At 65.2% G+C, this 21,367-nt stretch carries 17 protein-coding genes; 11 read left to right on the top strand and 6 right to left on the bottom strand.

Annotated features, from left to right (window positions below):
• Positions 1-52: 52 nt before the first annotated feature.
• Positions 53-1,186: a glycine cleavage system aminomethyltransferase GcvT gene (gcvT, locus tag GNK13_RS12725; protein WP_164102910.1), complete on the bottom strand. Its 1,134-nt coding sequence runs from the start codon at positions 1,184-1,186 to the stop codon at positions 53-55.
• A 284-nt stretch (positions 1,187-1,470) separates the two neighbouring features.
• Here gcvT and GNK13_RS12720 point away from each other — a divergent pair, with 284 nt between their 5' ends.
• Positions 1,471-2,499 (top strand): zinc-dependent alcohol dehydrogenase family protein, encoded by a 1,029-nt coding sequence (locus tag GNK13_RS12720; protein ID WP_164102909.1) that lies wholly within the window; start codon positions 1,471-1,473, stop codon positions 2,497-2,499.
• Here the strand turns inward: GNK13_RS12720 and GNK13_RS12715 are convergent.
• The 3 genes from GNK13_RS12715 to GNK13_RS12705 form a co-directional block, all read right to left on the bottom strand.
• Positions 2,486-2,998 (bottom strand): CbtA family protein, encoded by a 513-nt coding sequence (locus GNK13_RS12715; protein WP_164102908.1) that lies wholly within the window; start codon positions 2,996-2,998, stop codon positions 2,486-2,488. The genes GNK13_RS12720 and GNK13_RS12715 overlap by 14 nt on opposite strands.
• An 83-nt stretch (positions 2,999-3,081) precedes the next feature.
• Complete coding sequence (locus GNK13_RS12710) at positions 3,082-4,695, bottom strand: OprO/OprP family phosphate-selective porin (protein ID WP_164102907.1); 1,614 nt, start codon at positions 4,693-4,695, stop codon at positions 3,082-3,084.
• A 325-nt stretch (positions 4,696-5,020) separates the two neighbouring features.
• Positions 5,021-6,019, bottom strand: a complete 999-nt coding sequence (locus GNK13_RS12705) for a ZIP family metal transporter (protein ID WP_164102906.1) — start codon at positions 6,017-6,019, stop codon at positions 5,021-5,023.
• A 315-nt stretch (positions 6,020-6,334) separates the two neighbouring features.
• Between GNK13_RS12705 and GNK13_RS12700 the strand changes: the two genes are divergently transcribed.
• Both GNK13_RS12700 and GNK13_RS12695 read left to right on the top strand, forming a co-directional pair.
• Entirely contained in the window at positions 6,335-6,811 is a 477-nt protein-coding gene (locus tag GNK13_RS12700) for a Fur family transcriptional regulator (RefSeq protein WP_164102905.1), read from the top strand.
• Positions 6,812-7,203: 392 nt separating this feature from the next.
• Positions 7,204-8,694, top strand: coding sequence for a phospholipase D-like domain-containing protein (locus tag GNK13_RS12695; RefSeq protein ID WP_164102904.1), 1,491 nt, complete (start codon positions 7,204-7,206; stop codon positions 8,692-8,694).
• A 189-nt stretch (positions 8,695-8,883) separates the two neighbouring features.
• On the opposite strand, the gene GNK13_RS12690 is transcribed toward GNK13_RS12695, so the two are convergent.
• Complete coding sequence (locus GNK13_RS12690; protein ID WP_164102903.1) at positions 8,884-9,423, bottom strand: fused DSP-PTPase phosphatase/NAD kinase-like protein; 540 nt, start codon at positions 9,421-9,423, stop codon at positions 8,884-8,886.
• Between the two features lie 96 nt (positions 9,424-9,519).
• Here GNK13_RS12690 and GNK13_RS12685 point away from each other — a divergent pair, with 96 nt between their 5' ends.
• From GNK13_RS12685 to GNK13_RS12655, 7 genes are all read left to right on the top strand, one after another.
• The gene (locus tag GNK13_RS12685) at positions 9,520-10,359 is read left to right on the top strand and encodes an NYN domain-containing protein (RefSeq protein WP_164102902.1); all 840 of its coding nucleotides are present in this window, start codon (positions 9,520-9,522) and stop codon (positions 10,357-10,359) included.
• 118 nt (positions 10,360-10,477) lie between these two features.
• On the top strand, positions 10,478-11,125 hold the full coding sequence (locus tag GNK13_RS12680) for an HAD family hydrolase (protein WP_164102901.1): 648 nt from the start codon (positions 10,478-10,480) through the stop codon (positions 11,123-11,125).
• Positions 11,126-11,155: 30 nt separating this feature from the next.
• Positions 11,156-12,748 carry a Ppx/GppA phosphatase family protein gene (locus GNK13_RS12675; RefSeq protein ID WP_164102900.1) on the top strand — a complete coding sequence of 531 codons (1,593 nt, stop codon included), beginning with the start codon at positions 11,156-11,158 and terminating at the stop codon, positions 12,746-12,748.
• A gap of 423 nt (positions 12,749-13,171) precedes the next feature.
• Complete coding sequence (locus GNK13_RS12670) at positions 13,172-14,422, top strand: protein-L-isoaspartate(D-aspartate) O-methyltransferase (RefSeq protein ID WP_164102899.1); 1,251 nt, start codon at positions 13,172-13,174, stop codon at positions 14,420-14,422.
• A gap of 198 nt (positions 14,423-14,620) precedes the next feature.
• Complete coding sequence (locus GNK13_RS12665) at positions 14,621-15,913, top strand: TIGR03000 domain-containing protein (RefSeq protein WP_203329044.1); 1,293 nt, start codon at positions 14,621-14,623, stop codon at positions 15,911-15,913.
• A 566-nt stretch (positions 15,914-16,479) separates the two neighbouring features.
• A complete protein-coding gene (locus GNK13_RS12660) occupies positions 16,480-17,232 on the top strand; it encodes a hypothetical protein (protein ID WP_164102897.1) in 753 nt (250 codons plus the stop codon).
• The gene (locus tag GNK13_RS12655; protein WP_164102896.1) at positions 17,229-18,251 is read left to right on the top strand and encodes an HTTM domain-containing protein; all 1,023 of its coding nucleotides are present in this window, start codon (positions 17,229-17,231) and stop codon (positions 18,249-18,251) included. The genes GNK13_RS12660 and GNK13_RS12655 overlap by 4 nt, the downstream gene beginning before the upstream one ends.
• A 242-nt stretch (positions 18,252-18,493) precedes the next feature.
• Here the strand turns inward: GNK13_RS12655 and GNK13_RS12650 are convergent, their stop codons facing one another.
• A complete protein-coding gene (locus GNK13_RS12650; protein WP_164102895.1) occupies positions 18,494-19,699 on the bottom strand; it encodes a 2,3-bisphosphoglycerate-independent phosphoglycerate mutase in 1,206 nt (401 codons plus the stop codon).
• A gap of 245 nt (positions 19,700-19,944) precedes the next feature.
• Between GNK13_RS12650 and GNK13_RS12645 the strand changes: the two genes are divergently transcribed.
• Positions 19,945-21,363 (top strand): glucose-6-phosphate isomerase, encoded by a 1,419-nt coding sequence (locus tag GNK13_RS12645; RefSeq protein ID WP_164102894.1) that lies wholly within the window; start codon positions 19,945-19,947, stop codon positions 21,361-21,363.
• Positions 21,364-21,367: the final 4 nt, after the last annotated feature.

Raw genomic sequence — 21,367 nt, 5'->3', positions numbered from 1 at the left:
TTTCAGGAAGCAGGGGATTTTCGTACTCGATTTCTGAGTACTGAGTACTGTTTCACGCCTTCGCTGCGGCTTTTTCGCGGCGGTAGAAGGGCAGGGGGGTGACGACCGCCGGTTGCGATTTGCCGCGGATATCGATTGCCACGCGAGTCCCGGCCGCGGCGTGCTCGGCGGCAACATATCCCATCGCGATCGGATAGCCGAGGGTCGGCGAGGCGGTCCCGCTGGTCACCCGCCCAATTGGCTCGGCATCGGCGGCCAGGATCGGGCATCCCTCGCGGGCCGGGCGGCGGCCCTCGGGACGCAAGCCCACGCGGACCGTCTTCGGCCCCGAGTCGCGGATCGAGCGGAGAGCCGCGTCGCCATTGAACTCCCGCCCGTCCAGGTTGCATGCGAACGCCAAGCCAGCCGAGAGGGGATCGATCTGCTCGTCCAGCTCGTGGCCGTAAAGCGGCATCCCGGCTTCGAGCCGCAGCGTATCGCGGGCTCCGAGGCCAGCGGGAACAAATCCCGCGTCGCGGCCAGCCAGCAGCAGGTTCTCCCACACGCGGCTCGCTTCCTCGGCCCGCACGATCAGCTCCACGCCGTCCTCGCCGGTGTACCCGGTGCGGCTGACGATCACCGGCTTGCCGAGCTGTTCGGTGATCACCGCGCGGTAATACTTCAGCTGCCGCGGATCGCTGCGAAAGAGCCGCCCGACCGCTTCCATCACGGCTGGCCCCTGCACGGCGATCATCGCCGTCAGCTCCGTGCGATCGCTCATCGTTACCTGCGGGAAATCGGCCAGCTGCGGCGTGATCCAGCGGATCATCTTCTCGCGGTTCGAGGCGTTGACGACCATCAGGTGGTACCGCGTCCCCGACGGGGTCTCGAGATGCGAGACCAGCACGTCGTCCAGCACGCCGCCGTCGTCGTTGCAGACCAGCCCGTAGCGGACGCCTCCGACCGGCAGATCGGTCACGCGGCGGGTCAGCAGGCGATCGAGCAGGGCGGCCGAACCGTCACCGTCGAACCGCAACCGGCCCATGTGCGAAACGTCGAACAACACGCCCCGCTGGCGACATGCCTGGTGCTCGTCGACAATCGAGCCGTAGTGGATCGGCATCTCGTAGCCGGCGAAGGGCGCCAGCGTCGCCCCCGCGGTCTTGTGCCAACGGGTGAGCGGCGTCTCGGAGAGAGTCTCGGTCATAACCGGCCAAATTGCATGAGTGGGGCGCGCAGATTGCTCCGGGAGGCCACTCGGAGGGATCCACCCGGAGGGCCCCTGCACGGCCCAGGAGAGATGCTGACTTGTCAACGATCGGTGCTCGTCGGGCCGGTCCCCGATCGGGGCCGCTTCAGGAAATGCCCGCGGCGCCCCCATCTTAACAATCGTGCGATCCGCTGAAAGGCGTCAGCAGCCCCGCCCTCCGGAGCCCCTCCAGAGGCGTCTCCCCTCTCGCTCAACCTTCCTCACACCCCCAGGGCCGCCCCATGTTTCGCTACGAACTCGCCTCGGCGACCGGACTCGACGGACTCCGCAAAGTCGACTTCGAGCCCGCTCCCCTGGGGCCGACCGAGGTGCGAATCGCACCGCGGGCGTGGTCGCTGAACTTCCGCGACTTGGCGATGCCCCGCGGCGGCTATCCGGGAAACCGAAAAATTCAAACCGATCCACCGCTGGTCCCGCTCTCCGATGCAGCGGGCGAAGTGGTCGAAGTCGGCGCTGCGGTTCGGCGGTTCGCGGTCGGCGATCGCGTCTGTCCCTGCTTCTTTCCCGACTGGGTCGACGGGGAGTTGGAGGAATCGCAGCTCGCTTCGGCACTCGGTGGCGCGGCCGACGGCGTGTTGGCGGAAACCGTGCGTCTGCCCGAGCATGGACTGGTGCGGATGCCCGCGAACCTCTCCTTCGAAGAAGCCGCTTGCCTTCCCTGTGCCGCGGTGACTGCCTGGCAGGCCTTGATGCTGGCTCGCCTAACTCCGGGGCAAACCATCCTGACCCTCGGCACCGGGGGCGTTTCGATCTTCGCCCTCCAGATCGCCAAGCTGGCCGGAGCCCGCGTGATCATCACCAGCAGCAGCGACGAGAAGCTCGAGCGGGCCCGCGAGCTCGGCGCCGACGCCTGCATCAACTACGCCACCCATCCCGACTGGGACGTGCCGGCGCGAGAGTGGACCGGGGGGGTCGGAGTCGACAACGTGATTGAAGTCGGCGGGGCCGGGACGCTCGAGCGGTCCCTGCGAGCGGCTCGCGTCAGTGGAGCGGTCAGCCTGATCGGGATCCTGACCTCGCCCGAGCAGAACCCCTCGCCGATGCTGGCCCTCTTCAAAAGGCTGACGATCCAAGGCATCTATGTCGGCAGCCGAGTGATGTTTGAGGCCCTCTGCCGGGCGATCGAAGCGGGCGACCTGCATCCGGTGATCGACAAGACCTTCGGATGCGAATCGGTCGACGACGTCCGCGCAGCGTATCAGTACCTCAAGAGCGGCTCCCATTTCGGCAAAATCGTCATCGCCCGTTAGCGGCGGTCGGTTCCGCTTCTTCCAGGACTTGCATCCCCGGCGCCAATTCGCACCCCGCCTCCCGCAGCGCATCGCGACAGCGGGGACAGATCACCACCACGTCCCATTTGTACTCGCAGACCTGCCGCTCCCGCGTCTCGGTGGTCAGGACGTTGACGGTCCGGATCCGGCCACACTTCTTGGGGCGGCACTGCCAGGGAAACGTCACTGGCGGAATGCAGATGTCCTTGCACTCCACGTCAAAACATTCCGTCTCCTCGGTCTCGGTGCTGACGGTCAACTGGCAGCGCTTCGGTGCACAGCAGGCACAGGAGGGTTTGGCGGGGCGGTGGGTCAATCCGTGATGGGCCAATCCGTGATGGGCGAATCCGTGATGGGCGAATCCGTGATGGGCGAATCCGTGATGGGCTAGGGCGTGGGGACTGCCCGCCAGCGTTTGCTGGGCGAATACAAATCCGCACAGAAGGAGCATGCCCGAAGCGAGGATGCGAAGCGTCATGGTCGTGGACTCCCGTCGAAGGAGAGGCGTCGAGTCGTGGGGGGAAGGATGAAGCGAAGGACCGCGGTCGTGGCACCGGCGGCTCACCAGTCGAGCATGAACCGCGAGCCGAAGATCGCGTAATCGCCACCGCTGAAGGTCTCGCCCAGCACCGGATCGAAGACCGGTTCGCGGCTGTCGATCGTGCCGAGGACCAGGTTCGTCTGGACTTTCGAGTACGGCGTCCAGTGCCAGTTCAAGCCGAACGTGACGTTGTGGCCGATCCCGCCTTCGATGTTGCTGTCGGTCAAATCGAGATAGCTGTACCGGGCGGCCACTTGCCACGCTCCCCAGCCCTTCCCGGTGCCCCCGCGGCAACGGTCGACGAGGAAGAAGTTCTCGTGCGGGACGACCCGCTCGATCGTGCCGCTCTGGCGGTCGTAGGGGATGAACTCGCCGGTCAGGAAGTAGGAGGCATAGATGTAGCCGCCATGGAACGCGAGATCATCCGCCGGGCCGGCAACCGGGTCGCGCTGCAGGAACGTCGCCAGGTACTCGCCGGTGACCTGCAAGCTGCCGATGTTGGTGATCGATTCAAAGCCGACTTGCTCGAACCACTCGGCCCCGGCGATCCGGCCGGTGTCGAGCCAGCGGGCGTCGGACCGCGCCTCGGGACGCGTCCGAAAACGGGCTTCGTTCTCATTGCTGTCGGCATCGGTGGCATCGCCATCGGGACGCGCGACGGAGCCGGCGAACCCCAGGTGCTGGTATCCCCGGCCGCCGCTGATCTCGTCGTACCAGGGAACGAGCACCAGCCGCCCATAGCCGCCCATCTGCATCGAATCGCCGATCAGCCGGCCGGTGACTGCGGTGTTCTCGAGGCTAAAGATCCCGTACTGCCAGTTCACCGTCTCCGCATCGTTGTACCCATACATGCAGAGCCCGATGCGGCGGGCGTCTTCGTTGAATGCTTCGACAGCCATCGGCCGCTCGGCAAAGACGTTGAAGCGGCTGCTATTGAGGTGGTCGAGGCCGATCGGACGCTTTTGATTGCCCAGCAGCAACATGTGGTTGTTGGGCAGATCTTGCCAGCCGATGTAGACGTCTTTGTATTCGGGCTCGGAAGGCTCGTTGAAGTCGATTTGAAGCCGGAACAACATATTGGCGGGGACTTCGCCGTAGAACTCCAGCCGGACTCGGCGGAACGCCCAGCGGTCTTCTGGATCGGTCCCAAAATCGTCCGCCGCTGGATCGCGGTTCTCCAGGTAGTTCACTCCCTGGCTGTCGTCGGCAAAGTTCCAGTAATCGAGGTGGATGCGACCGGTCATCCCCCACGACGATTTCTTCGCCGCCGCGGCCGCCGCCTCTTCCTCGGCTTCGTCCAGTTCGCTCCACCGCTCTTCCATCTCGCGGAGCCGCTCGCTTAGCGACTCGAGCGTCTCGGCGTCGTCATCCTCGCCCGGCTGGCCACCGAGTTCCAGTTCGGGCCGCTCACCCAAGCCCGCACCCCCTTCCTCCTCAAGGGCTTCTTCGGTCGGAGGCGTTTGCACGGGTGCGGGGGATTGCAGCCGCGCTGCGGCGCGGACGACCGGCACCGAGCGATCCGACTCGATCAGCCCGTCGGTCCACGGCGACGGTTGGTCGGCGAAGGCCGCCGAGCCGCTGGCCACGCACAGTAGCGCGAGCGCCATTCGACGCACGCGGGTGCGCCCGAACATATACGACATCCTTGTCTTCCAATGCGATCCGAGTTGACGTCGCCGCGCCCGCATCCTTGCGAGTGCGCGTGAACATTGACTGGCGGAGATTCCGACCGCGACAAATTTCTCCGGAGGCCTCGCGATCGAAAAAGTCTATCGGCGAGCCGCCAGAGTCAGTGGCGGAGGATTTGCCAGAGGACGAGTCGCGGTGCCGGTTGGAGTCGCTCTGGAGCGGTCCTGACGATTGTGCCACCGGGCCTCCTGCGACCATCGGCTTTCACGCCACACGACTCAATGAAGATTGCGTGAAGATGCCGATTCCACTCGTTCGTGCAGTCAGTACTCAGTGATGCTCGTGCCCCGCATGGTCGTGGGCTTCGTGCGAGTGGGGGCCATGGGAGTGCTGATGACCCGGGAGATTCTCGATCCCCACGGCCAGGGCCACGCCGAGCAGCAACGCGGCGGTCAGCTTGCCGCGGTCGTGATCGTGGAAGTGGACTTCCGGGAGGAGGTCGGCCAGGGCGATGCAGATGAAGAACCCGGCCGAGACGCCCAGTCCCAATCCGAGCACGATCCCGTCGAGGTGGAACTGCGTCGCCCCGAACCAAAACAGCAGCGCGCCGGCCGGGCAGGCCAAAGCGAAGATGGCATTGACCACGCCCCGCTGCCGCGGCGACCAGCCGTGCGTCTGCATCACCGAGGTGATCGCAAAGGCGTCGAGCGGCTTGTGGAGCGCGACCGCCAGGAACGTGCCCAGCCCGGCCAGCCCCAGCCAGTCGCCATGCTCGGCGTCGGCCGTCACGCTGGCCCCCAGCGCCACGCCATCCATCAACGTGTGGAGGCTGAGCCCGAACACGAGCCCCATCCAGCCGAGCGGCCGGCCCGCATGCCCGTGTCCGTGTCCGTGCCCGTGTTCGTGCCCGTGTTCGTGCCCGTGGTGATCGTCGTGCCCGTGCCCGTGCCCTTCGAGTTCGCAGAGGTGCCGGTGCTGCTCTTCGGCTGCCAGCGCCGGATCCTCCGGGGCCTCGGCAATCGTCGCCGCCGGGTCGACCGCCAGCGGCGCGTCGCCATGGTGGTGCACATGGAACGCGCGGAGCAGCAAGAACATGAAGATCATCCCCGAGAGCACCGAGCCGCCCGACCAGGCCGCCGAGCCGAGAGTCTCAAAGGCGTGCGGCATCAAGTGCAGCATCGAGATGCCCAGCATCAACCCGGCTACGAAACTCATCAGCAGCTGCGTGCGGAGGTGGGTCATCCGCACCAGGGCCGGCAACCAGCCTCCCGCCATCGAAGCGGCAGCCACGAGCAGGCAGTATCCAATCAGCAGCGCGACAATCCACATGGGTCTGGTCGAAATTCGGAGGAGCGGGAAGTGAAGATGCAAAGCGTACGTATTTGCAGAACGATTGCAAGAAGGCGCAGCGGCGATTAGAGTGGAGCCAGGCGCCTTTCGCTCCGCATCGTTGACTGTTATCAGCCGCCACGCGCTAGCGTCTGGTTCTTGCCGCGTAATTGAAAACCGGGGGCCAGGCTCTGTTAGAAAACCCTGAGCCGACGGCGCTAGCCGCGGGTTCCTGCAGCGGAACGTCCGGGGCTGCGAGGCCGGAGGCTAGCGCCTACGGCTCAAAAGCGGGTTCCTGCCGTGAGGATCGATTCCATGAATGACGCCAACGCCGCCGGCGGCCGACAGCCAGCCAGTCCCTCCGAAGCCCGCTCCGCTGCCCGCGAAGACATCCGGGCCCGTGGGCTCCGGGCGACCCCGGCTCGGATCGCCGCCCTGGTCGAAATCCGCCGAGCGGCCGCGCCGCTGACTCACGCCGAGCTGGCCGAGCGGCTGGCGGCGAGCGGCGTCGATAAAGCCACCGCGTTTCGCAATCTCAACGACCTGGCCGGAGCCGGGTTGCTCCGCCGCTCCGAGCTGGGGGATCACCTGTGGCGGTTCGAGGCGACCGATCCGCAGCAGGAAGAAGGGGAGGGGCATCCGCATTTCCTGTGCGTCGATTGCGGCAGCGTCACCTGTCTGGGCGACGTGCAATTGACCGCTGGCAGCCGCCGACGGAGCGCAGCGGTGGGGACGATCACCGAGATCCTGCTGCGGGGATACTGCCACGACTGCGGCCCAGCCGCCGGGTAGCGCAGTCGCCTTTCGCTCTGACGCCACTTTGGATTCGTTTGCAGCAAACCGGGTCGCGGAAAAATCGTTTAACGGCAAGCCGAAGGCGACTGTGTTTAAAAAGCAGTCGCCTTCGGCTTGCCGTTAAACGACTTTGGGATCAACTGCTCGGCACTGCTGAGGTTATGACGATTCCGTATGAGAGCGTGGCGCTATCCAACTAGGGCGGCGCAATCGGCGGAAGCCGCACGACCCGGGTGGAAGTGGCGAAAATGGCTCGGCCGCCTGCGGCTTTGCACGATTCGCGTGGTGGCCGTGGCCGATCTCCCCTGCTGGCTCCTCAGCATGAACGAAGCCCGGAGACACGGATGGGGCGAGCGGCGAGAATCGGCGCGGCAGGGCAAAGCGGAGAAGTGACACTCCGGTGCCGCTCGGCCGCGGGTTGCCTGCTGCAAGTCGCTCGGTCCCTGCTGTTTGCCGGACTCTGGCTGGCCGGGGTGTGGCTGGCCGCGGTTCCCGGCTCCGCCCGCGCCGACGCCTTTCGCGTGTTGCCCGAAAACCGCCAGGCGCTGCAGAGCCGCATCGATCTGATCCAGCAGGCCGAGCGGGAGATCGTCTGCGTCTACTACGCCGTCGACACTGGCCGCGTTCCGGCAGCGATTTTGGCGCTGCTCCGCGACGCCGCCCAGCGGGGCGTCCGCGTGCGGCTGCTCGTCGACGGGCTGATCTCGCGCGTCCCGTATGAGCTCGAAACCTATTTGATCTCCACCGGCGTGGAGATTCGTCGCTACCATCCCCCTCGCGTGCTGCGGCCACTCTGGCTGAACCGACGGCTGCACGACAAGCTGCTGATCGTCGACGGCGAGCAGATGATCATTGGTAGCCGCAACTTGAAGGACGAGCACTTTGGGCTGAACGAAGTGAACTACGTCGACTGCGACGCCTATGTCCGCGGGTCGGCGGCCGCCCATGCCCAGCGTTACTTTGAGTGGCTCTGGCAAACACCTGACGTGCTCCCGGCGAGCCCCCGCGATAGATGGGGGCTTTCGACCGTCGACGATTTGCCGATCCTCAATGGGCGGTCGCCACAGGAGGATCGAGCGACACTTGTGGGTCGAAGGGGAGAACATGACGCGTGGTCGGCGCGGTGGCGAGCCGCCCGCACCCCGGACGATTTTCGCCGCCTGCTCGACCTCGCGGTGGAAACGCTCGTCGTCTGCCACGGCGTCGGTCTGCACACCGGTTATGACTGGTCGCGTTCCGAAGGGTGGGGGATGGGCGGGGCGGTCCACGGCGTGGCGATCGCCGTGCTGCACGACACCGACACGCAAAAGTGCGGATTCGGGATTCAGCAAGCGATGCTGGAGCTAATCGCGCAGGCGCAGCGCTCGATCTGGATCGAGACCCCTTATCCGGTCTTCACCCCGCCGATCCTCGAAGCGCTGCTGGCGGCCCGAGAGCGGGGCGTGCAGGTGGTGTTGCTGACCGGATCGCTGTCGAGCACCGATCGCCCGGCGACCTATGCGGCCTACCAAAATCTGAAGGGCACGTTGCTGCGGGCCGGCGTCGAGATTTGGGAGTATTTGGGGACCGACCACCTGCATAGCAAATCGATGGTCATCGACGACTGCATCGCGGTCATCGGCAGCTACAACTTTGACCCCCGCTCGGAGTACCTCAACCTCGAAGTCTCGATCGCGGCCTACGACCCGGCTGCCGCTGCGGCGCTCAAGGCGACGATCCGCGAAGAGCTGCTTCAGGCGACGCCGGTCGAGAAGGCTCGCGCGTTGCCGCAAACCACTCGGCAGCCCACCGATCCGTACGACTCGCTGCAGCTGGCTGCCGAGCGAGCGAAGATGGAACTGACGCGGCTGTTCGTCCCCGCGTTCCGCTGGATGCTGTAGGGCGGGGGGCGTCAGGTCGGTCAGAAAACTTGAACGTCACCCTCCCCCCGGGAGGGTCGCGAGGAACGAGCGGGGAGGGTGATGCGAGACTGGGGGCCTCCACGTGGCGAGATTCAGCGAGCCCTCCCCGGGCCTGAGAGCCCGACCCTCCCGGGGGGAGGGTGCGGGTGGAGACCTACTCTGACGGCTCTAGAAGCAGCGGACGCTCCGCCAGAAGTAGCGGTCGAGGTCGCGGAGCAGGGGATTGAATTCTTGCTGTTCCATCGCGGCATAGGCGGCCTCGGGACTCCAGCCCAGATGGCGGACGCGGTAGAGGGCGATGATCAATCCGGTGCGGTCGCGTCCCAGTTGGCAGTGGAGGTAGACCGGACGGTCGGCGCAGGCAGCCAGCAGCTGGAGGACGCGCTGCGGGGCATCGTCGTGGGTCGGATAGAAGCCGAGCGGGATTGCGTGGTAAGCGATCCCGTACTGGGCGGCGAGCGCCTGCTCGCGGCGGCTGTCGCGGGGGCGGAATTTCCGCATGTCGACGATCGTCTGAACCCCGAGACACCGCAGTTGCTCGAAATCTTCGGCCGCGGTCGGTGCGGTGCCGGTGTAGATCCCGGGGGCTTGCTCCTGGGCATCCAGCTCCGCGCGTGCCGGCGTGGCCAGCCCCCAGGCGACGAGGCCCACGAGGCAAGCGGTGATCGAGAGGGGGCGAGTTGTGGCGAGGGGGCCGTTGCGTCTCACGGTTCTTTACCCGATCAAGGCATTTCTGGAACATGGGCGAAGCGACTGCGGTCGAGAAACTCTAGGACACCCTTCACGCACAGGAAATTTTCCAAGATGTCATCCGAGCCGCTGATCGCCGTTTTCGTCGACTTTGAGAATCTCGCGATCGGAGCTCGCGAGATGCGGGGCGGCGATTTTCAGATCCGCTTGGTTCTCAAACGCCTACTCGAAAAAGGGCGCATCGTCTTCAAGCGGGCCTACTGCGATTGGCGGAACTACGCCGACGCGGTGCGCGATTTTCATTCCCAGGGGATCGAGCTGATCGATATCCCGCAGACAAAAATGAGCGGCAAGAACAGCGCCGACATTCGGATGGTCGTCGACGCCCTCGACCTCTGCTACTCGAAGCAGCACATCGACGTCTTCGCCTTGGTCTCGGGTGACAGCGATTTTTCGCCGCTCGTTTCCAAGCTCAAGGAGAACAACAAGCGGGTCCTCGGCTGCGGGATCAAAAGCTCGACGTCGAACCTGCTGATCGCCAACTGCGACGAGTTCATTTACTACGACGACTTGGTCCGCGTGGCGTCGAAGAGTCGAGCCGCCCAGAGTCGGGCGGCCCAAAGCCAAACGCCCTCCGCTCCGGCGACTTCGGCAGCGTCCGAGCGCGGGGCCACCGAGCGGCCTGCCAAAAAGGAGCCTCCCAAGCGACCCAAGAAGCAGCAGGCGGTCGACCAATTGCTCGAAGTCCTGCAATCGGTCGAACAGGATTACGACATCGTCTGGGGGTCAGCGCTGAAGCAGGCGGTTCGCCGTGTCTTTCCGGGGTTCAACGAAGGTTATTACGACTACGCCAATTTTTCCGAGTTGCTCGAGGACATGGCCGCCGACGGTCTGATCGACATCGACTACGACGCCAGTCGGGGAAATTACCAAGTCCGCAGCCGGCTGCGGTGAAGCGGTCGCGGCTGGGGGAGAGCGCGCCGTGGCTGGGGAGAAGTGGCGGGGTGCGGTATAACACCGCTCGGCCCGGCGCGTCGCCGCCCGTGGGGGCCCCTGCAGGAACCAGTTCGGAATGACGATGGAGAGTTGCATGAGCGGTCCGGCGATCGAGTACGTTTTTTTCGACCTCGGCAATGTGCTGGTGCATTTCGATGCGGCCATTGCGTGTCGGAATATTGCGGCCCTGGTCGAGCGCGACGAACGGCAAGTTTTCGAGGCGCTCTACGGCTCGGGTCTGGAGCTCGGCTATGAGCGGGGGGAGCTGGACGACGAAGGGCTGGCCGAAGCGTTTCGGCGGTCGCTCGGCGTCCGCTGCGAGACGGCCGATCTGCTGCGGGCGATGAGCGATATGTTCACGCCCAACACGGCGATCGAGCCGGTGATCGCGAGCCTCGAAGCGGCCGACGTCCCGGCCGGGATCCTCTCCAATACGTGCGCCGCCCATTGGCAGTGGATCCTCAGCCGGCGTTGGCCGGTTGCCCAGAGCTGGTTTCGCGATGCGGTGCTGAGCTATGAGATCATGCACATGAAGCCCGAGCCGGAGATCTATCGAGCGGCCGCCGAGGTGGCTGGGGTTCCGCCGGAGTCGATCTTCTTCACCGACGACCGTCCCGAGAATGTCGCTGGAGCACGCCGGGCAGGGTGGCGGGCGGAGCTCTTCGTCGACGTCCCTCGCTTGACCCGGTCGCTTGCCGAAGCGGGGCTATCGCTCTTCGTCTGATGGTCCCTTTCCTTCGACGCTCCGTGAATCATGGCTGAACTGTCTCCCCCCGCCGCTGGCGCCGCCAACCGCGACGCGTCCCCCGAACTGCCCCCGCGGACCGTGGGCGTGATCGATATCGGGGCGACCAGCATGCGAATGGCGATCGCCGAGATCCGCGGCGACGGGAGCGTCCATCCGCTCGACGCCCTCGTGCAGCCGGTCAGCCTCGGCAAAGACGCCTTCACGACCCGCCGCTTTCGCCGCAGTTCGATCGAGGAGTGCGCGCGCGTCCTGCAGTCCTACCAACGCGTGCTCCGCGAGTATGGGATCGCCGCCGATCAGCTCCGCGTCGTGGCGACCAGCGCGGTCCGCGAAGCCACCAACCGGCTGTCGTTCCTCGACCGGATGTACATCGCCACCGGGATCCAAGTCGAAGCGATCGACGAAGCCGAAGTCCACCGGATCACCTACATGGGGATCCAGCCCCATCTGGACCGCGATCCGGCCCTGGCTTCGGCCAAGGGAGTGGTCGTCGAGGTCGGCGGGGGGAGCACCGAGATGCTGGTCATCCGCGGCGGCAACGTGCTGTTCTCCGATACCTACCGCCTGGGCTCGCTGCGGTTGGCTCAGACCCTCCGCTCGCTCGGCGCTCCGGCGAGCAAGCGGCGGGCGTTGATGGAGAGTCAAATCCGCCGGACCGTCGCCCGGATCCGCGAGGAAGTCCGCGTCGACACGCGGATCGAACTGATTGCGATCGGCGGCGACATCCGCTTCGCCGCCCGCCAATTGCTCGGCGACTGGGATCCCGACACGCTCGCGCGGCTCGACGTGGCCGGACTGCAAACGCTGGTTCCGCAGGTGCTGCGGCGGAGCGTCGACGAGCTGGTCCAGCGGTACGGGATCAGCTTCGCCGAAGCCGAGACGCTCGGCCCGGCGCTGCTGACGTACTTGATGCTGGCCCGCGGCTTCGAGCTGGACCAGATTCTCGTCTCGGGGACCAATCTCCGCGACGGACTGCTGCACGATATGGCGGCCCGCGAGGGCTGGACGGCCGAGTTCCGCAACCAGATCGTGCGGAGCGCGATCAGCCTCGGCCGCAAGTTCGAATTCGACGAGACGCACGCCCGGCACGTCGCCCATCTGGCCAGCAAGCTGTTCTTCGAACTCAGCGACGAACACCAACTCGACCACCGCTACGAGGTCATCCTGTTCGTCGCCGCGCTGCTGCACGAAGTCGGATTGTTCGTCAACGTGCGGAGCAATCACAAGCACGCGATGTATCTGATTCGCAACAGCGAAATCTTTGGGCTCAGCCGCCAGGATCTGCTGATCGTCGCCCTCCTGGCCCGCTACCATCGCCGCGCGTTTCCCCAGCCGAGTCACGAAGGGTACGGCACGCTCGACCGCGACCAGCGGGTGGTCGTGGCCAAATTGGCCGCCATCCTGCGGCTGGCCATCGCGCTCGATGAATCGCGAAGCGGCCGCGTCAAAGAAGTCCGCTGCCGCCGCGAACGCGAGCGGATGGTGATCCAGATCCCCGCGGTCGACGACGTCTCGCTCGAACAGCTGGCGATGCGGCAAAACGCCGGCCTGTTCGAAGAAGTCTTCGGCGTCGCCATCCTCCTCCGCTCCGGGAAATGAGAGCCGGGAGCCGGTTTCCGGTTTCCGGTGTCCGGTGTCCGGGCGCCGGTAATTGAGATCTGAGATTTGAGATTCTGAACCCAGGCATCCGCGCTCTCTGCGCCATCGGCGGTTTAATCTCCCCGGCTCCCGGCTCCCGGCTCCCGGCTTCCGGCTTCCGGCTCCCGGCTTCCGGCTCCCGGCTCCCGGCTCCCGGCTTCCGGCTTCCGGCTCCCGGCTCCCGGCTCCCGGCTCCCGGCTCCCGGCTTCCGGCTCCCGGCTTCCGGCTTCCGGCTCCCGGCTTCCGCCTCTCGCTTCTCGCCGCTCCCCAAACTTTTCCCGCTCCGGTCGCTTGCGCGGGTGGTAGGCTTAGCGAAAGGTTGCCGGTGAACCGCGAGCTGCGCGGTCGGCGGAAGTCTGCCTGGCAGAGCGAGGGTAACGACGATGGCAGTGAGTCGCATTTTGTGGGCGATCGGAATGGCGGGATTGATTTTGCCTTGGGGTTCGGCGGCAGGGGACGAGTTCGCCGCGGCTCGTGAGCGGTTGGTCCGCGAGCAGATTGAGCCGGCCGGAGTCCGTGATTCGCGGGTCCTCGAGGCGATCCGAACCACGCCCCGCCACGAGTTCATTCCCCGCCGGTTCTGGGACCGAGCGTACTACGACATGGCCTTGCCGATCGGTGACGCGCAGACGATCAGCAGCCCTTTTACAGTCGCCTCGATGACCGAGGCGATCGACCCGCAGCCGACCGACAAGGTGCTCGAGATCGGTACCGGCAGCGGATATCAGGCGGCGGTTCTCAGCCCGCTCGTCGCCGAGGTCTACACGATCGAGATCGTCGAAGCGCTCGGGCGGCAAGCGGAACGCGATCTGGAGCGGCTCGGCTACGCGAACGTCCACGTCCGCATCGGCGATGGATTTCAGGGCTGGCCCGAAGCGGCACCGTTCGACGCGATCATCGTCACCTGCAGCCCCGAGGCGGTTCCCCAGCCCCTGGTCGACCAGCTCCGCGAAGGAGGCCAAATGGTGATCCCGGTCGGCGAGCGGTACCAGCAGACGCTGTATCTGCTGACCAAACAGAATGGCGAAATGGTGCGGACCGCCCTCCGCCCCACGCTGTTCGTGCCGATGACCGGTTCGGCCGAGGCGGCTCGCACCAAGCTGCCCGATCCGGCCAATCCCGAAATCGTCAACGGCGACTTCGAGTCCCGCGGCGGCTCGAGCGACGCGATCCCCGGCTGGTACTACGGGCGGCAGTTCACCCTGGTCGCTGAATCGGAGCGGGCGGCCGGGGAGCGGGCGGCCGCCGGCAAAGCGAACGCGCGGGAAGCGAATCAGTTCGTGCGGTTCGAGAACGAGACTCCGGGCCGCAACGCGCACCTCCTCCAAGGGCTGGCCCTCGACGGGCGAGCGGTCTCCCGCGTGCGGCTCGAAGCGCGGGTGCGGACCCACGAGGTGGCCGCCGGCGACACAACGGACCAACTCCCCACGCTCGCGATCAGCCTCTATGACGCGCAGCGACGTGAGCTCGGGATGTACTGGATTGGCACATTTCGCGGCACACGTGACTGGCGCACCCAGGACCGGGTGTTCCGCATTCCTCCGCAAACCCGCGAGGCGATCGTCCGCATCGGGCTGTTTGGAGCCACCGGAAAAGCGGATTTCGACGACGTTCGGCTGACCCCACTCCGCTAGCAGCATGGCCGCCCGGCGGCGGGTCCTAGTGGGGGGAACGCTCTTTGCAGTACTACAATCCCATTCCCCGCCCCGTATTACCGGAACTTCGCAGCTTGCCTGATCGACAGAAATTGCCCAGGCTAGTTGATCGGCCGCTGCCGTCCGCTATCTTTAATTTCGGTTCAGCACAGTCGCTTTCAATGCAAGCAAGGAGAGATGGCAACAATGGTTCGACAACAGGTGGTCGCGTTCGGCATGGCGCTGGTCCTCGGGGCCACGGCCGGAACGTCTGAAGCAGGCTGGGGCTCCCTCGGCAGTTACGGCTCCTTCGGGGGAAGTCACGGTTCCTCTGGGGGAGGGTACGGATCTTCAGGATATGGTTCTTCGGGGGGGTGGCACAGCTCGAAGTACAGCGCCTACAGCTCCTATGGCAGCAGCGGTGGGTATGCCTCGAGCGGCTACAGCTCCTACTACGGCAGCAGCGGCGGTTCGCATGGCAGCAGCGGCTACACGCAGGGTCGGCGGCACCACGGGCTGTTCGCCCGGCTGCACGCTCGCAAGGCGGCTCGCCGGGCAGCGCGAGCTTACGCCAGCAGCGGCGGGTCCTACGGCAGCAGCGGGTACAGCTCCTACGCGAGCAGCGGCGGGTCCTACGGCAGCAGCGGTTACAGCAGCTACTCGGTTAGCTATGGCTCCTCGGGCGGTTACGGCTCCTCGGGCGGTTACGGCTCCTCGGGCGGCTACATGAGCTACTCGCACGGCAGCTCGGGCGGTAGCTCCGGTGGCGGCGTCTACTACGGCAGCGGCATGCCGGTCTACGACTCGGCTCCGGTCTACGACTCGGCGCCGGTTTACGAAGCGGCTCCGGGCTACGAAGCGGCTCCGGGTGGCCAGCGCGATTCCGATCTGGCTCCGGTCCCGGCCGATGAGCCGGCCGAGGGTGAAGCGGCTGCGGACGGCCAGATCGAAGCGCGCGTTCATGGCGACGCGGCGATCCTGACCGTTTCGGTTCCCGCCGAAGCTCGCGTTTTCGTCAATGGCGAAGCGACCGAGAGCACCGGTGAAGTTCGCCAGTTCCTCTCCCGCGGACTGCGGGAAGGGTACTCCTACACCTACGTCGTGCGGGTCGAGCAGACCGTCGATGGCGAAACGATCTCGGACGTCAAGAGCGTGCGGATGCGGGCCGGCTCGGAAGAGCGGATCGCGTTCGATCTTCCCGCCGCCGAGGAGAAAATCGCGGCCTCGACCGATGAAACGATCCTGACGGTGAACGTTCCCGAAGACGCTGAAGTCACTTTGGCGGGGAACAAGACCAACATCGATGGCGCTGTCCGCACCTACCGGACTGCCCAGTTGGCTCCCGGCCAAGTCTGGGATAACTACACCGTCCGCGTCTCGGTTCGCCGCAACGGTCGCGAGCTGAGCAAAGAACAGACGATCGCCCTGCGTGGCGGCAGCCGCGAGAACCTAACGTTCGAATTCAGCGAAGCCGAGTTGGCCAGCCGCTAACTCCGCTCCCGTCACTCCGCTCTTGGGGACATCCCCGCAGCGGAACCATGCTGGTTACGACCCAAATCCCCGCGATGGAATCTTCCTTCGCGGGGATTTTTTATGGTTCGGAACCCCCCTCGCCGCCGAGTCCCTTTGAGTGGTCCGGGACCGATTGGGCTTGCTGGACAGCGCCACTTTGGATTGGTACGGCTTGCGGAAAAATCGTTTAACGGCAAGCCGCAGGCGACTGCTTTTTAAAACACAGTCGCCTTCGGCTTGCCGTTAAACGACTTGGTAGCCAACTGCTGGGCACTGCTGACTTGATGGCAATTCAGCGTGAGAAAGTGACGCTGACCAGCTAGGCTTTGTCAGAAAACCCTGAGCCGACGGCGCTAGCCGCGGGGGCTGCAGCGGAAATCCTGGGGCTGCGAGGCCCGAGGCTAGCGCCTACGGCTCACCCGAGGCTAGCGCCTGCGGCTCACCCGAGGCTAGCGCCTACGGCTCACCCGAGGCTAGCGCCTACGGCTCAAACGATTGAAATCACGGCCCTCCCAGGGGGGAGGTTGTGGGGTGTGGAAAGACCGATGCCTCTCGAGAAACGTTCCGATGGTACGCACCCCACGCGGTGGTGGCGGCTCGCCCTCAGCGTCTTGATCATCGGCCATCTATGGGCGGTGATCGGACGACCGATCGAATTCGCCACGCAAGGCCCGACCGGTCCGAGTCCGGCTGGGTCGCTGTTTTATGCTCCGGTCCGCGGGTACAGCGAGGCGGCGTTTCTCAATCACGGCTACGCCTTCTTCGCACCGAACCCCGGGCCGAGTCATCTGATCCGCGTCGAAGTTCCAAGCGAGGAAGGGGAGCCGCGGAGCTACCTGTATCCCGATCTGAGTCGCCAGTGGCCGCGGCTGCTGTACCACCGTCATTTCATGCTGACGGAATTCTTTCACAATACCTATCAGCCGGCTCAGATCCCGCCCGAGTTGGCCGAGGACCCAATCGTGGTCGAGCGGTGGGCGCTCGACCGCCAGCGGCACGAGGCGATTCGAGGTTCGATCCGCCGGCATCTGCAACGCGCTCACGAGAGCAACGAGCTGACGTTCCACCGCGTCGAACACCAATTGGCGGGCCTGCCCGAATTTCTGTCCCAGCAATTGCGGCTGGACGACCCGCAGCTGTACATCGATCTTCCCGATGACGAGCCGGAGTTCCGCCTCCGGCTGCGGAGGGACGAGCCGACAGAGCCCCAGGCTGGATCGCTGCCTCGTTTTGGAGCTCCGCCCCAAGGTGACGAGGCCCGCCCGATGCGCGGCAATTTTCCAGGGAGTGGTCGATGAACGCCGTCGCTCAATGGTTTCGCGACAGCATTGCGAGCTGGGACCGGTTTTGGTTCACGCCGCGGTTGCCCCACACGCTGGCGGTGATTCGCATCGCCACCGGCGCGATGTTGCTCTACACCCATCTGGTGTTGGCCAGCGATCTGCTGTCGTTTTTGGGCCCTGAGGCGTGGATCGACAACGCGACCGCCCGCAGTCTGCATGACGGAACGTTTGGTCCGGACGATGCCGGTTGGAGCTATCTGTGGTCGATCGATTCGGCCGCTGGGCTTTGGCTGCACCAGCTGCTCGCGATTCTCGTCTCGGCCTGCCTGATGCTCGGGTTGGCGACTCGCCTCACCGCGCCCCTGGCGTGGTTCATCCAGTTGATGATCGTGCACCGGCTGACCGGTGCGCTGTTTGGGCTCGACCAGCTCACGACGATGCTGGCGATGTACTTGATGCTGGCACCGTGCGGCGCGGTGTATTCGCTCGATGCCGTGATTCGCCGCCGGATGCTAAAGCGGCGGGGCACGCTTTCACCGCGTCTCGGGTGGTGGTTTCCCGAGCCGCGTCCCACGGTGGCGGTCTGCGTCGCCACGCGGCTGGGGCAGCTGCACCTGTGCGTGATCTATCTGTTCGGCGGGCTTTGGAAAGCTCGCGGCGAGATGTGGTGGGATGGCACGGCGCTGTGGTTTTCGGCGGCGAATTACGAGTACCAGTCGCTCGACCTGACCTGGGTCGCGCACTATCCGGTGCTCTTCGCCGCAGCGACGCACCTGACGATTTTCTGGGAGACTTTTTACTGCGCCCTGGTCTGGCCGCGGCTGACCCGTCCGTTCGTGTTGGCCACGGCGGTCGCCATCCACGGCGGGATCGCTCTGTTTTTGGGCATGATCACGTTTGGACTGATCATGATCGTCGCCAACGGGATGTTCCTCGAGCCGGAGTGGACCCGCCGCCTGCTCCGCCGCCGGGGAGGGGGGAGCGAGGAAGCGTCGCCGGAGGAACGACGCGTCGCACACAGCCCGAGGGGCTGAAACAAACCAGCCCAGGGCAGAGCAACGCGGCGAAGCCGCATCGCGCCGCCCTGGGTTTTAAGACGCGTATCCAACGCAAAGCCCTGCAAGGGCGAAACAGGGTTTGTCGGTGCGCGGAGGCTTGTGGCGCCCCGTTGGGGCAGACGACGGGGGTGGGGAATCCTGGACCCAGGGCGTCGCTCTGCGGCTCCGCCGCGGCGCTGTGCCCTGGGCTGGATTGTCGAGGCCCCTTCGGGGCAATTCTACGCCCCGTACTTTCCCAACCGGTCGGCGTTGGCGAGGGCCAGCGGCATCAGGTATTTGGCTTCGAAATGCCCCAGCCCGCCGGTGATGCAGGTCGCTTCGCCGAACGTGGTGTGGGGATCGGGCCGGCAGCAATCGCTGACCAGAAGGGTCGGCACCGGGTGCCAGGAGTGGCTCTTGAGGAACGCCGGCGTGCTGTGGTCACCGGTGACGATCAGCACTTGGGGGCCGAGCGCTTCGATCTGCGGGATGACTTCGTCGAGCTGTTCGATCCGCTTGACTTTCTCGTCGAAGTTGCCGTCTTCGCCGGTGCTGTCGACATACTTGAAGTGGATGAAGAAGAAGTCGTAGTCGTCCCAGTTCTGCTTGAGCACATCGATCTGGTCTTGCAGGGTCTGGGCCTGGCCGACGATCTCCATCCCGACGAGTCGGGCGAGGCCTTTGTACATCGGGTAGACGGCGATCGCCGCGGCCCGCAAACCGTAGACGACTTCGTAGCTCGGCAGGTGCGGTTTGGCCGCAAAGCCCCGCATGGTGTGGAAGTTGGCTTTGGGCTGGTCCTTGAGGATCTCGCGGGCCTGGCGGAGGAATTCTTTGGCGACCTTGGCGGTCTTTTCGCTTTCCTTGTTGCGGGCCACCGGGGTCAGCGGAGCGACGCCAGTCGCTTGCGGATCGGTATCTTCGACGTCGCCGCCGAGTCCTTCGCCGCGGAAGACGACCACGAAGCGGTGTTCCTTGACCGGCTCGACAAAAATTTCGACGCCGGGGATCTGGATTTGGCGGAGGCTGATCGCCACCGGCGCGCTCTCTTCGGTGGGGATCCGTCCGGCGCGGCGATCGGAGATTTTGCCTTCGCTGTCGAGCGTACAGAAATTGCAGCGGACGGCGACGTCCCCTTGCTGCAGCTCAAAACCGATCCCGGTCGCTTCGAGCGCTCCGCGGCCGATCTGGTACTGGATCGGGTCATAGCCGAACAAGCCGAGGTGGCCTGGTCCGCTACCCGGCGCGATGCCCGGTTTGACCGGAATGCTGGCTCCTTGGACGCCGCGAGTGGCCAAGGCATCGAGATTCGGCGTCTTGGCGGTTTCCAGTTCGGTCTTGCCGCCGGGCGTCATCGGCAAACCGCCCAGGCCATCGGCGACCAGCATCACGATTTTCGAATCGTTCTTGATCATCAGCTGGCGAGTCAGATCGTGCATGTCCATCAGAATGACACTCGGTGGATTGGAGGGTTCGATTGGGGAGAGAGTTGGCAGCGCTGAATGATAGGTAGCGCTCGGTTTAGCAAATTGGCGACTCTCTCAACAGGGTCTAAGGGAGCGAACGTGTTCAGCCGGGGGAAGGTTCGCTATCCTTCACCCGGCGGCCCTTGACCCCGAGGCGGTGCATCTCTTGGGGCAGAATTCCCGCGACTCCACACACCTTCCCTCCTGATAGAAGCGGCGAAACGATGGAATTGCTGAGGTTTGATCCTTCTGGAGCAATCAACGCGGACTACGGCGTGAGCGAAGCGGAACTCGGGGAACTCCATCCCCGCTTGGCGGAAATCCGCGACGACGTGGTCGAGTTGGATCCCGAGCAATACGTCTCCGGCAATATCCCGCTCGACAAGCAACCGCTCGACGCCCGTTTCAGCTGGTTGCCGAGCGAGATCCTGCGGCAGTACCGGGAAGACCCGCAGGGGAGTGAGCTGGCACGCATCTTCAAAGTCGCCAACGGGTTGCACGACCGCGTCGACGCGGTGGCAGTGCTCGGGATCGGTGGCTCGTACATGGGCGCCCGAGCGTTGATGGATGCGCTCTGCCATCCCTACCACAACGAACTCTCGCGAGGCAGCCGGGGCAGCAAACCGCGGATGTACTTTGAGGGCAACAACGTCGACAACGACGCATCGCGAGCCCTGCTCGAGCGGCTGGCCGCCGGCGGCTACGGCGACGATCCGGCCGAGCAGCGGTGGGCGATCTGCGTGATCAGCAAGAGCGGCGGAACGATGGAGACGGCCGTCGCATTCCGCCAGTACCTGGCGGCGCTGGAGTCGGAGCTGGGCGGTGCGGCTGCCGAGCTGCTGCCCCAGCTGGTCGTTCCGGTGACCGGCGAGAGCGGCAAGCTGCACGATCTGGCCACGGCGATTGGCTGTGAAGAGATCTTCTCGGTTCCCGATGGCGTCGGGGGGCGGTTCAGCGTGCTCTCGGCCGTGGGACTGCTGCCAGCCGCGATGCTCGGAGTCGACTGCGTGCAGCTGCTTGAGGGAGCGATCGCGATGAACGAGCACTTCGCCTCGGCGGCTCCCGAAGAGAACGTGGTTCTGCAGTACGTCGCGGTCAACCATCTGCTCGAGAAGAACCGCGGGGCGACGATCCGTGTGCTCAGCACGTGGAGCAAATCGCTCGAGTCGATCGGGCTTTGGTACGATCAGTTGCTCGCCGAATCGCTCGGCAAGGAAGGGCTCGGGGCAACGCCGCTGACGACCGTCAACACTCGCGATCTGCACTCCCGTCACCAGCAGCACCAGCAGGGTCGCAGCGACAAGGTCTTCAACAACTTGATCACCCGCGATTATCGCAGCGACCCGCTCGCCGTCGGCAAGAGCGAGCGGAATCAGGACACGCTCAACGACATCGCCGACAAATCGCTGCCAGATATCATGTCGGCGGCGATCCAGGGCACCAACGATGCGCTCCACGAAGATCAGCGGCCGACGACCAATCTGGTCCTGCCGTCGATCAATCCCCACACGATCGGCCAACTGCTGCAAATGCTGATGCTGGCCACGGTCGTCGAAGGTCGTCTGCTGGGGATCAATCCCTACGGACAACCGGGCGTCGAGCAGTACAAGAAAAATATGAACAAGAACCTCGGCCGGAGCTAATTCC

This window comes from Candidatus Laterigemmans baculatus (genome assembly GCF_010367455.1).
In the GTDB taxonomy this organism is placed as follows: domain Bacteria; phylum Planctomycetota; class Planctomycetia; order Pirellulales; family Pirellulaceae; genus Laterigemmans; species Laterigemmans baculatus.
The sequence above is the reverse complement of the archived record's forward strand: the minus strand, read 5'-3'. Positions and strand labels throughout refer to the sequence as shown.